Source organism: Lysinibacillus halotolerans (genome assembly GCF_003711845.1).
GTDB classification, from domain to species: domain Bacteria; phylum Bacillota; class Bacilli; order Bacillales_A; family Planococcaceae; genus Ureibacillus; species Ureibacillus halotolerans.
This window is the reverse complement of record NZ_RHLQ01000022.1, coordinates 18,215-31,460: the sequence shown is the minus strand read 5'-3', so window position 1 is coordinate 31,460 and position 13,246 is coordinate 18,215. Positions and strand designations below refer to the sequence as shown.

Annotated in this window: 18 protein-coding genes; 5 read left to right on the top strand and 13 right to left on the bottom strand. The window is 36.1% G+C overall.

Annotated elements, in window-relative coordinates:
* Positions 1-52 precede the first annotated feature (52 nt).
* Together EC501_RS10170 and EC501_RS10165 are read right to left on the bottom strand one after the other, a co-directional pair.
* Positions 53-253, bottom strand: coding sequence for a hypothetical protein (locus tag EC501_RS10170; RefSeq protein WP_241559314.1), 201 nt, complete (start codon positions 251-253; stop codon positions 53-55).
* A gap of 74 nt (positions 254-327) precedes the next feature.
* Positions 328-1,836 (bottom strand): leucyl aminopeptidase, encoded by a 1,509-nt coding sequence (locus EC501_RS10165; protein ID WP_122972183.1) that lies wholly within the window; start codon positions 1,834-1,836, stop codon positions 328-330.
* A gap of 138 nt (positions 1,837-1,974) precedes the next feature.
* Here EC501_RS10165 and EC501_RS10160 point away from each other — a divergent pair, with 138 nt between their 5' ends.
* Positions 1,975-2,460, top strand: a complete 486-nt coding sequence (locus EC501_RS10160; RefSeq protein WP_122972182.1) for a divergent PAP2 family protein — start codon at positions 1,975-1,977, stop codon at positions 2,458-2,460.
* 160 nt (positions 2,461-2,620) lie between these two features.
* On the opposite strand, the gene EC501_RS10155 is transcribed toward EC501_RS10160, so the two are convergent.
* The 4 genes from EC501_RS10155 to EC501_RS10140 all read right to left on the bottom strand — a co-directional run bounded on the left by EC501_RS10155 (position 2,621) and on the right by EC501_RS10140 (position 6,038).
* Entirely contained in the window at positions 2,621-2,950 is a 330-nt protein-coding gene (locus EC501_RS10155; RefSeq protein WP_122972181.1) for a YuiB family protein, read from the bottom strand.
* 104 nt (positions 2,951-3,054) lie between these two features.
* The gene (locus tag EC501_RS10150) at positions 3,055-4,854 is read right to left on the bottom strand and encodes a carbon starvation CstA family protein (protein ID WP_122972180.1); all 1,800 of its coding nucleotides are present in this window, start codon (positions 4,852-4,854) and stop codon (positions 3,055-3,057) included.
* A 175-nt stretch (positions 4,855-5,029) separates the two neighbouring features.
* Positions 5,030-5,527 carry an NUDIX hydrolase gene (locus EC501_RS10145; RefSeq protein WP_122972179.1) on the bottom strand — a complete coding sequence of 166 codons (498 nt, stop codon included), beginning with the start codon at positions 5,525-5,527 and terminating at the stop codon, positions 5,030-5,032.
* Between the two features lie 136 nt (positions 5,528-5,663).
* Positions 5,664-6,038 (bottom strand): HesB/IscA family protein, encoded by a 375-nt coding sequence (locus EC501_RS10140; RefSeq protein ID WP_122972178.1) that lies wholly within the window; start codon positions 6,036-6,038, stop codon positions 5,664-5,666.
* A 206-nt stretch (positions 6,039-6,244) separates the two neighbouring features.
* Between EC501_RS10140 and EC501_RS10135 the strand changes: the two genes are divergently transcribed.
* Positions 6,245-6,952 carry a DUF2225 domain-containing protein gene (locus EC501_RS10135; RefSeq protein ID WP_122972177.1) on the top strand — a complete coding sequence of 236 codons (708 nt, stop codon included), beginning with the start codon at positions 6,245-6,247 and terminating at the stop codon, positions 6,950-6,952.
* 47 nt (positions 6,953-6,999) lie between these two features.
* On the opposite strand, the gene EC501_RS10130 is transcribed toward EC501_RS10135, so the two are convergent.
* Entirely contained in the window at positions 7,000-7,236 is a 237-nt protein-coding gene (locus tag EC501_RS10130; protein WP_122972176.1) for a NifU family protein, read from the bottom strand.
* A gap of 85 nt (positions 7,237-7,321) precedes the next feature.
* Between EC501_RS10130 and EC501_RS10125 the strand changes: the two genes are divergently transcribed.
* Complete coding sequence (locus EC501_RS10125; protein ID WP_122972175.1) at positions 7,322-7,651, top strand: YuzD family protein; 330 nt, start codon at positions 7,322-7,324, stop codon at positions 7,649-7,651.
* Positions 7,652-7,729: 78 nt separating this feature from the next.
* Here the strand turns inward: EC501_RS10125 and EC501_RS10120 are convergent, their stop codons facing one another.
* Complete coding sequence (locus EC501_RS10120) at positions 7,730-8,803, bottom strand: NAD(P)/FAD-dependent oxidoreductase (RefSeq protein ID WP_122972174.1); 1,074 nt, start codon at positions 8,801-8,803, stop codon at positions 7,730-7,732.
* Positions 8,804-8,999: 196 nt separating this feature from the next.
* Between EC501_RS10120 and EC501_RS10115 the strand changes: the two genes are divergently transcribed.
* On the top strand, positions 9,000-9,236 hold the full coding sequence (locus tag EC501_RS10115; protein WP_122972173.1) for a YuzB family protein: 237 nt from the start codon (positions 9,000-9,002) through the stop codon (positions 9,234-9,236).
* 51 nt (positions 9,237-9,287) lie between these two features.
* Here EC501_RS10115 and EC501_RS10110 read toward each other — a convergent pair whose 3' ends face one another.
* Positions 9,288-10,061, bottom strand: coding sequence for a TIGR01457 family HAD-type hydrolase (locus EC501_RS10110; protein ID WP_122972172.1), 774 nt, complete (start codon positions 10,059-10,061; stop codon positions 9,288-9,290).
* Entirely contained in the window at positions 10,058-10,510 is a 453-nt protein-coding gene (locus EC501_RS10105; RefSeq protein WP_122972171.1) for a DUF86 domain-containing protein, read from the bottom strand. Before EC501_RS10105 ends, EC501_RS10110 begins: the two co-directional genes overlap by 4 nt.
* Positions 10,511-10,601: 91 nt before the next feature.
* Between EC501_RS10105 and EC501_RS10100 the strand changes: the two genes are divergently transcribed.
* A complete protein-coding gene (locus EC501_RS10100) occupies positions 10,602-10,868 on the top strand; it encodes a DUF3055 domain-containing protein (protein WP_122972170.1) in 267 nt (88 codons plus the stop codon).
* A gap of 41 nt (positions 10,869-10,909) precedes the next feature.
* Here EC501_RS10100 and EC501_RS10095 read toward each other — a convergent pair whose 3' ends face one another.
* The 3 genes from EC501_RS10095 to yunB all read right to left on the bottom strand — a co-directional run bounded on the left by EC501_RS10095 (position 10,910) and on the right by yunB (position 13,173).
* The gene (locus EC501_RS10095) at positions 10,910-11,263 is read right to left on the bottom strand and encodes a YutD family protein (RefSeq protein WP_122972169.1); all 354 of its coding nucleotides are present in this window, start codon (positions 11,261-11,263) and stop codon (positions 10,910-10,912) included.
* 128 nt (positions 11,264-11,391) lie between these two features.
* Positions 11,392-12,309: a lipoyl synthase gene (gene lipA, locus EC501_RS10090; protein ID WP_122972168.1), complete on the bottom strand. Its 918-nt coding sequence runs from the start codon at positions 12,307-12,309 to the stop codon at positions 11,392-11,394.
* 126 nt (positions 12,310-12,435) lie between these two features.
* Positions 12,436-13,173, bottom strand: coding sequence for a sporulation protein YunB (gene yunB / locus EC501_RS10085; RefSeq protein WP_406928197.1), 738 nt, complete (start codon positions 13,171-13,173; stop codon positions 12,436-12,438).
* Positions 13,174-13,246: the final 73 nt, after the last annotated feature.

Below are 13,246 nucleotides of genomic sequence, written 5' to 3'. Positions count from 1 at the left end.
TTCCGTCCTATGAAAAGGAAAAAGAAGCACGAAATGATTCGCGCTTCTTTTTTTAGTAGAATCTTCTATATGGTCTACGTCTACGTGGGTAAGGATATGGGTAAAATGGATAAGGTGGATAGGGATAATAAGGCCTACCATAAAAAGGTCTTCCAGGGTAAATAACATTACCTAATAATCCACCTAAAAAACCACCTAGAAAAGGATAACCAAATTGATTAAATCCACCATAGCCACCATAAAAATTTGTCACGATTATCTACCTCCTTCTCTTTAGTAACATATGTTAAAAAAGAGAGGAAACCTATGGGATATGCCCACTTGTAATTAGTTGTTTTGTTCGCCTAATCTTTCAACGAAAGTAGCTAATGTTCTAACCATTACGCCAGTTCCACCTTTTGGTCCTAAATCATATGATGATGAAGCATCTGATGTACCGGCAATATCTAAATGAATCCAAGGGGTATCCCCTACAAATTCACCTACAAATCCACCACCAAAAATCATATGACCATCACTACCAGGGGAATTATTTAAATCTGCAATATCCGATTTACGGATACGTTTTTTATCTCTTTCTGTAAGGGGCATTCCCCAAACAAATTCACCCGTTTCAATACTTGCCTCTATGAATGCATCAAAGAAGGCTTCATTATTTGTTAAAGAGCCAGTTTTATCATAACCTAATGCTGTAATAACTCCACCTGTTAATGTCGCAACATCAATTAAAGAAGTAGCTCCTTGTTGTTTCGCATAAGTAACTGCATCTGCCAACACAAGACGTCCTTCAGCATCCGTATTTAATACTTCTACCGTTTTCCCACTGTACGTTGTAATAACGTCATCTGGTTTAAAGGCTTCACCTGAAATCATATTGTCCGTTGAACCAATTACAGCAACAACGTTTTTGTTTGGACGGGATTCACCGATAATTTTCATCGCACCTAAAACAGCAGCTGCTCCTCCCATATCACCTTTCATACCGACCATGCCTGTTTTCGTCTTAATGGAATAGCCACCAGTATCATACGTTACTCCTTTACCGACTAATCCGATCGCATCTTCCCATTTCTCAGTTGCTTGATATTTAATCGTAATAAGGCGTGGTTCCTCTACAGAGCCTTTATTAACACTTAGAATACCGCCCATCCCTAATTCTTCTAATTCTTTCTTCGTTAAAATTTCAATTTCAAAGTCATATTGTTTCGCTAATTTTTCTGCATAATTCGCTAGTTCTGTTGCAGTTAATAAGTTTGGAGGTAAATTGACTAAATTACGGGCTTCATTTACAGCGTCTGCATAAATTTTACCTACTTCAAAACTTGCAGCAATTTCATCGATATCCGCCTTTGTCACAAAATGAACTGCATCCATATAAACTTCTACTTCATTTGACGATGTTTTATAGTGGGGTACTTGATAGAATCCTAGACCCGTTCCTTCAGCAAAAAGATACGCAATCGTTTGCTCGTCAATTGGGCTTGCTGTAAAGGACTCTAACCAAATTGTACATTCACTTGCCTTTAGAGCTCTCAACTCTTTCCCTACTAAACCAAACGTTTCTCTTAATTCGTTTTCTGTTAAAGTTTTTGTATCACCTAAACCAACGAATAAAACCCGTTTAATATGTTCATTTTGTCCTATGTAAGGAATTTTTGTCATTTTCTTACGTTCAGTTTGAATATCTCCCGAACGAATCCAATTCTCAACGTTTTCACCATAGAATGATACAAAATTACTCCATCCTTCAATATGGTCGCAATTTTTTTGTACTCCAACGATTAGTAATTCGGTCGTTACTTGCTCAAAATTTTTTGGTTCTTTAACAATTTTCATTTGATATCCCCCTTTATTTATAATTTTATTATAGTAAAGAGTTAGCTATTTATCGAATATTTCGAATTACGAATTGATTATAAATGTTTTGCTATCATTCGGTTATGCTATACTTGAAACAAAAAAGAAAGGTAGGGAATGTTTGTTTTGGGATTACTTCAAAATACCCCTTTACTTTTATCTATTTTTTCCATTTTATTTGCCCAATTCATAAAAGTACCAATCCATTTTGCTTTCACTAAAAAACTAGATTGGTCATTAATGACGTCAACGGGTGGTATGCCTAGCTCCCATTCTGCTGCAGTAACGAGTTTAGCAACAGCAGTCGGATTTGAAACAGGTCTTGATTCTCCTACCTTTGCAGTAGCGGCTATGTTTGCTGGAATCGTCATGTATGATGCCATTGGCGTACGTTATCAAGCTGGTCAACATGCAGCAATTATTAACCGTATGCGAAATGAATTAGCTGTTTTTTTCCGTGAAATTAAACATTGGCCTGAAAAGGATGAAAATGAAAAAATTCAAGAATTAAAAACTTTACTCGGTCATAAACCGAGCGAAGTATTTTCTGGTGCCATTACGGGAATTTTAATTTCTATCATTTTTTATACACTAGTCCTTTAATTAATGAATAAAAGCGTATTTGAGATATTATGCCCTCCCTTTTCTTTCGAGTGAAGAGTATTACCATTCTCAAATACGCTTTTCTTAAATAAAAAATGGCTAACTGCTAAAAAGGATAACAAAATAAAGAAGACTGACTCAAACATGAGCCAGTCCCTTTTTAGAACATTCGATATCCCGCTTTTCGAAGATAGATCATGACAAATCCAGCTACGATGGCCCCTGCAAATCCACCTATTAAAATGGAAATATCAACGACTTGTAATGCTTGAATTTTGTCTACTAACGCTGGGAAAGCTGTCCCAGGTTTAACAATATAATCTAAAAAACTTACTTCATCAATAATAAATACAACGACGATTGGATAAACGATAGCCATTAACCAAGTCATACGTAAAAGCATGTTTAATAAGAAACCGATTCCAAAAAACATGACGAAGAAAAGTACGACTGAGATGATTAATTGCACTAACGAAACTGAACCACTCATATTATGTATAACCTCCGTTTTCCTCTCATTAGTTTACATGATAAGAGGCTAGCTTTCAAATATAAAAAGTGGATGTCTCACAAACTGAGACACCCACTTTTAATCTATCCTGCTTTTACAACTCCACCATTTATAAAACGAGGACTATTCCACAGTTGAATCCATTTCTTCACAGCAGTTACGACGATGATTAACCCTAAAATAAGCATGATGATTGATAACACGCCATTTAATACGGAATAGCCTGATGCAGCACTATTCCAATAAACATTTTTCACCATCCATATTCCCGCAACATTCACTGTAATATATAAATAAATTAATGGAATGAGACAGGTCCACACATAAATTCGTTTCGTTGCCATTTTCAGAATTACTGTAGCTCCTACTACTAAACCAATAGATGCCATTAATTGATTGGAGACACCAAACAGTGCCCAAATCGGCCCAATTTCTCCTGAGTACAATAAATATCCCCATAGGAAACAAGCTAAAGCACTAGCAAAAATCGCACCAGGCAGCCAGTCTGTTCGCTTTAACGGTTTGACAACTTCCCCTACGAAATCTTGAATTAAATACCGCGCAACCCTTGTTCCCGCATCAATGGCAGTTAAAATAAACACCGCTTCAAACATAATGACAAATTGATAGAAGTAGGAAGATAAATTACTGAACCATGGAATACCTGTGAAGATTTGGGTCATCCCTACCGCCAGTGAAACGCCCCCACCAGTCCGTCCTTCCAAATCCATTCCAATACTTTGGGATAGTGTTGCTAAATTAACCGGTTCCATCCCTAAAGTAGCATATACTGCAGGTGCAGCATTAATTGCAAAGTAGTCCCCTGGATGTAATGCTGTTGCAGCAATTAACGCCATTACCCCAACTAAACTTTCAACAAGCATGGCACCAAAACCAACAACTCGAATGTCTTCCCATCGATTTAACATTTTAGGCGTTGTACCGGAACCGATAAATGCATGGAACCCGGATATCGCCCCACAAGCAATTGTAATCGAAACAAACGGCCAAACGGGACCTGCTACAATTGGTCCTCCACCATGAACAAATTCTGTTACAGCTGGGAATTGAATGATTGGATTTACAAAAAATACTCCAGCGATTAATGCAATGAATACACCAATTTTCATAAAGCTACTTAAATAGTCTCTAGGTGCTAGTAAAAACCATACAGGCAAAGCAGCAGCGAAAAAGGCATAGACAGGTAAAATAATCGCTAACGTTTGGCGATCAAAAGTTAAAAAATCACCAAGGGCCGTTCCTTGTATATAAGGACCAACAAACACACCTATAATTAATAAAATAAATCCAATAGCTGAAGTAACAAGTAAATTGCCCGTTTTCTTATACGCCACTCCAACTAGCATCGCAATCGGAATGGTAATAGCAACAGCAAAAGTTCCCCAAGGATTTCTTTCTAATGCACCGAGCACAACCATGGACAATCCTGCCATTGTAATCGTAATAATAAACAACATAGCAAGACCGGTACAGAACCCTGCAACGGGACCTAGTTCTTCCTTCATTACTTCTGAAAGCGATTTCCCATTTCGGCGCATAGATGCAAATAAAACGACAGCGTCATGAACTGCACCACCAATAACTGCCCCAATAAGAAGCCATAAAAGTCCAGGTAAATAACCAAATTGAGCTGCTAATACGGGCCCTACTAATGGCCCAGCTGCCGCAATAGCTGCGAAGTGATGACCGAAAGCTACCCATTTGTTTGTCGGTACATAGTCTTTCCCATCATTGTATACATGAGCTGGTGTAGGTTCCTTTTCATTAATTCTTAGAACTTTTTTCGTAAAGAAATAGCCATATAATCGGTAGCCAATAATTAAAACACACACGGCCCCAATTACAATGGATAAAGCATTCATAACTTCCCTCCATCCTTACCGGATATTTAAGTAAAAAACAGTATACTGGGCTTATGAATCTCTCTATTTTTTTAGATGTAAAGTAGCTCGAGCACTTTCCATAAAGATATGAAAGTACCATTTATAACATGCATACAACGATATGTACTTTAAACAAATTTACAAAATCGCCTTCCTATTTATGAAAGAATAATTTATAAGCAGTATATTGAAAAATATCTCCTGGGTTAACTCCCTCTATTTTATATAGTTGATGATTGGCCAGTTGCTGATGGGCCATTTCCTCTAACATAACGGAAGACTCTCCTTTTCTAGCAATTTCATCCTCTGTTAACCATTGAACGTCAGAAAGTTCTAGTTCCTGAATTTGAATCGGCTGATTCTCATCTTCCATGCGACAAAGGAAAATTGCCATATTATCGCTAATTTCTTCCCGAATCACTCCAGACCGAAAACCGATTAACCCTGTCACTTCACAATCTATACCTGTTTCTTCTTTCACTTCACGAACTACTGCCTGATCCGCCGTTTCTCCTGCTTGAACAAAGCCAGCTGGCAATGACCATACCCCTTTTAACCCGCTATATTTCTTTTTTACAACAAGCCATTTTCCTTCTGAATTCATAACCACGCCCGCTACTCCAAGCCAAACTTTCCCTCTATCCTTTTTCATACCTATTCCCCTTTTTTAGTAAAAACACTTTTCCATTTATTATACTCTTTTCCGTATAAATAGAAAAAATCTTCTTGAAGGACTATACCTACCAAGAAGATTTATATAAAAATTCCATTTTATGTTGTATTGCCTATTACTCACAAACTTCCGGTGTACCTTCAACTTTTGCTGTTCTAAATGAAGTACCACAGCCACATGATGCGATAGCGTTTGGATTGTCGATAGTGAAGCCACCACCCATTAAAGATTGCTTATAGTCAATTTTTGTTCCCATTAAGATTGGTGCATCTTCTCGGGAAACAAGAATTTTCAAACCGTGTTGTTCATCTACATAATCGTCGTCATTTTGAGTGTGATCAAAATTCATACCGTAAGAAAGACCACTACAACCGCCACCATGTACAGCTACTCGTAAAAAAGAACCTTCTTCTTCATTGTGCTGTTGCATTTCCTTCACACGAAATGATGCAGCCTCAGTTAACTCAATGACTTTCTTTTCACTTGTCATCCCATTCACCTTCCTTCTAGTTATAATCATATCAAGGAGAGAAACAAAAGAAAAGATATGTGCTTTTTGTTTCCTCAAACTTTTTCAATTCTATTTAACATTATGAACATTCATATTTACCGATAAATAGTCCATTAGATTCACTACATTAAAAACAAAAATAGATATAATAGTCATATATTATATAAAGATGAGGGGTCCAATCGATGGAATTGTCACCATTCTATGAGAAGAAAGTTGAATGTTTATGTTGCAAAAAATCATTTCCGACGTTTAAAGTACGATCTAAATCTGTTAAAGTACACCATACTGATAGCGATTTTTGTCCTACTTATTCTGATTCAACCGTTAATGCATTATACTACAATGTTTTTGTTTGTGAGCATTGCGGCTTTTCTTTTACAGAAGATTTTTCAAAATACTTTCAACCTGGAGTAAAGGAGGAAATTAGTGCCCAAATTTCCGATAAATGGACGAAACGATCGTTTAATAACGAAAGAACAAATACCCAAGCATTGGAAGCGTACAAGCTAGCCTTTATGTGTGGACTATTAAAAAAGGAGAAAGCCGTCACGTTAGCAGGTTTAACTTTGCGAATTGCTTGGCTTTATCGAAGTATACATAATCTCGAACAAGAAAAACGGTTTATAAAAATCGCACGAGATCAATACTTAACATCCTTTTCCAATGAAGATTACGTAGGTACTCAAATGTCAAATACCCGTATTTTGTATATGATAGCGGAGTTATCTAGAAGAATAGAAGATTACGACTTAGCCACTCGCTTTTTCTCAAAAGTAATCGAAAATCAACAAGCAAGTGGTGAAGCTAAACTTTTAAATATGGCAAAAGAACAATGGCAACTTGTTCGTTCAGCTCGGGAACAAAGTCGTGACCAATCTTCTGCCAACTAATGAAAAAAACTAACGTCTACATTCGTAAACGTTAGTTTTTTCATTCATTAAAATACTTGTTCAACTTCAACGATTCCAGGTACTTCTTCTAATAGAGCACGTTCAATACCTGCTTTTAAAGTAATTGTAGAACTTGGGCAGCTTCCGCATGCGCCTAATAAGCGTAAACGTACAACACCATCTTCAACATCCACTAATTCACAGTCTCCACCATCGCGTAGTAAAAATGGGCGTAATTTATCTAAAACTTCTTGTACTTGTTCTTTTTGTTCTAAATCTGTCATTTTTCTCGACTCCTTTCACTAAAATTATTATAATGTGAAGAAACAAAAAAATCCATAATTCCGTATTATGAAAGGTTGTTAAATTATGACAGAAAATCATCCCGTTATCGAAGTTTTTGGTGCAGAAGTCATTTGTGCCAGCTGTGTCAATGCTCCTTCTTCAAAAGATACATATGAATGGCTACAAGCTGCCATTAGCCGCAAATTCCCTGAGCAACCATTTACAATCCGCTATATCGATATTGAGCAACCTCTAGAAAGCACGCGAGATCAAGAATGGGCAGAACGTATTCAAAATGATGAATTTTTCTACCCACTTGTTCTCATCAATAATGAAGTCATCTGTGAAGGTTATATTCAAATTCAACCGGTCTTTTCAACATTAGAAAAACTTGGCTTTGTTCCAGCCGAATAAAATTTATTTATTGAAACAAAATCATTTTATAATGATTTTGTTTTTATTATGTTTGTTTTAATTGAAAATTATTTACCCTTATTGAGAATCGTTCTGACGTTTGTACATCCAAAGTAAACCTGATTTCATTAAGCGGGCAATCCGTCCTGTAACTGTTGTATCCGCTAAATGAACAAATCCTTGTTTTTTACCTAAAGAGCCCATAAAGCCTTTTAATTTAATTTCGGGCATTTTTTCAGGAAGAGGCTCGTTATTCCAACGATGTTTTAAAACTTTTACAATTCGTTCCCCTTGTTCTTCTGCAAGCTGGGCACTAGCAGGTAAATCAGATGATGCACAATCCCCTACTACAAAAACATGTTCATCATCAACTAAGTGGAAATATTGAGTAACGAGCGGACGACCTTTTTTATCTTTTTCCGCATCCATCTCACGAACGATTTTTACTGGTTGGACTCCAGCAGTCCAAACGACAGCATCTACTTCAATCACTTCGTCTTTATTATATAAACGAGTAGGTTCTACTTTCGTAATATTAGATTCTGCAATTACTTCTACATTATTTTTTATAAACCATTCTTTTACATACTTACTTAACTTTTCTGGGAAAGCTCGTAAAATACGTGGGGAACGGTCAAATAATTTAATTTTTAAATCCGAACGACTTTCACGTAATTCACTAGCAAGTTCAATTCCACTTAAACCTGCACCTACAATTCCTACGACAGAGCCTGGTGGTAATCCACAAAGCTTTTCAAAGGTTGTACGTGATTTCGCAATTGTTTGTATACTATAACTGTTTTCTTCTGCTCCAGGAACACCATGATAGTCGTCTTCACAACCTAATCCAATTACTAAATCATCATAAGGAATAAATTGGCCATCCTCTAAAATAACCTTTTTTTCCTTTCGATCAATTTTCGTAATTTCTCCATATACCGTTTCTAATCTCTCATTTTCTGGGAAGTTAACACGAACATTTTTATCCGTTGTTGTTCCAGCTGCAAGAGCATAAAATTCTGTTTTCAAACTATGGAATGGTGTACGATCAACTAATGTAATTTTTGTATCTTGTGGAAAGTTGTTCGGTAATAGGCGTAACAAAATACGCATATTGCCATAGCCCCCACCTAGTAATACTAGTCTTTTCATAAAAAAATACTCCCCTATATCTCTTTTGTAATTGTGTAAGCCATCGTTCACAATTTATCCATAAAGAGTATATCTTATTGTGAGATGTTTCACAATATATTTTAGAAATTTTTTGTGAAGAATTTCACAAAAATTTATTCTTTGACGAAACATGTAAAACAGAGTAGCATGTCACTAGAGTGAGGTGAAAATGCAGTTGAATCCATTAGTAGAGTTTTGCATTAGCAATCTAGCAAAAGGTGCTCAAGAAACTTATGACATATTAGAAAATGACCCAGATATTGATGTCCTTGAATATGGATGTTTAAGTTACTGTAGTTTGTGTGACCAAACTTTTTATGCTCTTGTAAATGGGGATATCGTAGAAGCCGATACACCCGATGAACTGACTAAAAAGATTTATCAATATATAGAGGAAAATCCCCTTTTCTAATAAAAGTATATCCATAAAGAAATCCGCGCACTGTTACGTACGCGGATTTCTTTATATTTTTACTTCATCTAAGTTTTCTACACAATAGGTTGGTTTTTGATCCTTCTGTAACACTATAGAAGTACTAGTTACTCCAGTGTTGACATGAATTGTATCACAGCCAAATCGAATACCACATAAAATATCTGTATCATAATTGTCACCAACCATGACCATATCCTCTTTTGCCAATCCAAACTCTTGCTGGATGACTTCAAGCATGACTGGGGAAGGTTTTCCAATATAAGTCGGTTCAACTGCAGCGACATTCGCTACTAAATTGACAAAGGAACCGTTACCAGGTAGGAACCCTAGTTCAGAAGGGAATCGGACATCTTCATTCGTCCCAATTAATTTTGCTCCACCTTGAACAGCGAGGGAAGCTTTTACTAATTTCATATAGTCTACCGTTCGATCAATGCCCATTACAACTACATCTGGTCTCGCTTCATCTGTGTCCACTATTCGTATTCCTTCTGCCTCTAATGCTGTACGAATTCCATCTGAACCGACCATAAAAATCGTCGCCTTATCAAAATGTTCTGCAACATATTTAGCCGTCGTTAATGCACTCGAATAAATGCGAAAAGTTGGTGTATCAATTCCAATATTGGCTAAAGCCTGTTGCAGTTGCTCCCTTGTTTTGGACGAATTGTTCGTTACGAAAAAATAATCGATATTTTCTTGTTGTAACTGATGAATAAAACGAACTGCTGAATCAATACCTTTTTTTCCTCGATACACTGTTCCGTCTAAATCGAAACAATAGGCTTTATAGTTTTTCATGCCTCATTCTCCGGTAAAAAGGCTGAAACAGGACCAAGTTCGTTTTCTAAGTAAGCCGCTACTAATGGAGAGAATTGTTTAATCGCATTTAAACTATCTGTTAGCACTTTTAACACATGTTCATTATCCACGTTAATAAATTCCCTTACGATCATTTTTCTCAAGCCTACAACGTCTTTTAAAGGCTTTTCCATTTCACTCGTTACAACTTTTTCATCGATTAATATATCGATGATGTCTTCATAACTACCAGGATCACGCATAATAAATCCATCTATAATATAATTCCCTACATCCATCATTGCTTCCATAGTATTATGGGCAATGCGTTGTAAAGCTAATTTTGAAATATCATCTTTTAGCCAATTCTCTTCTTTTTCAAAAATTGATAGTATCTCATCTAAATGTTTTAACGTAATTGTTATTTTATTTCGATCTACAAAATACATAATGGTTCCCCCATTCAAATCTAAAAAGGTTGATAGTACTTTCTCTTCTATAGTAACATATTCTAGAGAATTGGAAGGAGTACTATACAATATGGAGCGATTTTTCTTATATGATGATGTAGAAGATACAAAAACTAGATTTGTTAGTTTCACAGGGAAAAAATTACGATATGATTTAGCTATTATGCAGTCTACTCGATTTTTCGGAAAAGTGTTAGTACTAGACATGCAAATGGGGCGCTTTGCGATTATTGGACAAGATGATGTAGAAGAACCAGGCTACTTGGAACACGTTTTTAATAAATCGGAAGAAGAAGCGGAAGATTTAAGAGAATATTTAACAGAATTATTAGCATAAAAAAATGCCGTGTTGCTATAGGTTAGCATCACGGCATTCTATTATTGTTGTTCTATCTCTTCGGGAGTTTGTTCCACTTCTATAGACTCTACTTTGGAAATGGCTTCAACTTGACTTGGCGCTTTCCCAATTTTCTTTAAAATAAAGTAAGCACAGCCAAAATTACAATACTCAAATAAATAATCTTCAAAAGTACTGATTCTCGTATCAAAGGTTGCTTTTTGGTTTTTGTCGTCAAAAAAGCCTTTTAAACGAAGCTGTCCGTAACCCCAGTCACCAACGATATAATCATATTTTGTTAATATATCTGAGTATCTAGCTATAAAGGCATCCTGTTGAAATCCATCACGGACATTCTCGACTATTTCATAGGCATATCCTTCTGCTATAATCATCAAAACTCCCCCTTTCTATACAAATCATCTGGACCTATTTTACACTATCGACTGCTTACAGTGTAGAATATTGGTTCATCTTCTTTCCATTAATGCTTATCTCTTTCGTAAGATAAAGGGCAAAAATTTTATATTTCTGCTTGTAACTGTCTTGCCTTCGTTGCTTCATTTACTTGCTCATCAGCATGGTAACTACTACGTACTAATGGCCCTGCTTGGCAATGCTTAAATCCTTTTTCCATTGCAATTTTGCGTAATTTACCAAATTCTAATGGTGTATAATATTTTTTTACAGGTAAATGTTTTTTCGTCGGTTGTAAATATTGGCCAATCGTCATAATGTCTACATCATTCGCACGTAAATCGTCCATTACTTCTAAAATTTCATCCCATTCTTCACCAAGACCAATCATTAACGAAGATTTTGTCGGAATGTCCGGTTGCATTTCCTTTGCTCTTCTTAAAAATTCTAGAGAACGTTCGTATTTGGCACGGGCACGAACTCTTGGCGTTAAACGTCGAACCGTTTCGATATTATGATTTAAAATATCTGGTTTTGCATCCATTACCATTTTTAAATTTTCCTCTAGTCCACCTAAGTCTGAAGGTAATACTTCCACAGAAGTTTGAGGTGACTTACGGCGAATAGCGCGAACGGTTTCAGCTAGCACACCAGCTCCACCATCTTTCAAATCATCTCGGGCAACCATTGTAATGACGACATGTTTTAAATTCATAATTTGAACAGAATCTGCAACACGTTCTGGTTCAGCTAAATCGAGTTCATTTGGCAAACCGGTTTTAACTGCACAGAAACGACATGCTCGAGTACATACTGCCCCAAGTATCATCATAGTAGCCGTTCTTCTTTCGCCCCAACATTCATGGATATTTGGACAGCGCGCTTCTTCACATACAGTATGTAAATTTTTCTCGCGCATTAACTTTTTTAGACCTTTATATTCATCATTTGTGTTTAATTTAATTTTTAGCCATTCAGGTTTACGTAAAATTTGTTCTTTATCATTAGTTGGTTTACTTGTCATATTTTTCAGCCCCTATCAAAATAAAACAAAAATTATACATACTGATGACAATGTAACATACTAGGTCAAATGAATACAACTAACTTTCAAAAAAGTTAAAATTTACTTGGCGATAATTTTTTTGTGTTAATTATATGGAACTGGTACCTCAATGGATGGCTGTGCTCCATCTCCACCTTGTGTATAAATGTGAGGAACTTGGCCACGTACTAAACCTATCGCAACCGGAATCGTTTGTTGAACGGTTGATTGTTGACTAGCAAAAGGAATAATAATTTGAACAGTAACGGTTAGATGAATATTTACTTCAACTAAGGCATTATTTATCCCAAACTCTTTAAAGGATGTCGCCACATCACTATTTACATTTCCGATAATATGAAACCGAATGGGTACCCTCGGCCCTAAGTTTCCTAATAGCGGGAGATTTAGTGCTTGGGCAATAGGAACGAAAAAGACTATGCCGTCTCCCTTTTGAATTTCACTTACATCATATTCTACATTCTCCAAATCAGGTAATTGGGATAAATCCCCTTGCTCTGCTAATTCTAAATGTTCCTTCACGAGAGCAGTCGTTTCTGCACGAACTTGGTTAATAATTTCCGTATTAAATTTTGTCGTAACCATATAATCTGACTCTGAAGGTAAGTCTTCTATAATTTCATTTACATCAAGTACACTTGAAGTTCTTGAATTAATCGCCTTACTCACAACATGGGCTGCTATTTTATTCGTTTGAACTTCAGCATATTGAACATAAGTTGGCATTAATCGATTATTTAATATATATAAAAATAACGTAACGCAAACGGCAAAAGCAACGACGAACAAAGTAAATCTATTTGATTTTTTCCGTTTTTTCATTTTCTTCGGTTTGTAAAACATCATTCTCTTCGGCTGCCGAGAAATCAAAAAATCTCCTCCTGCTCCAATTTAT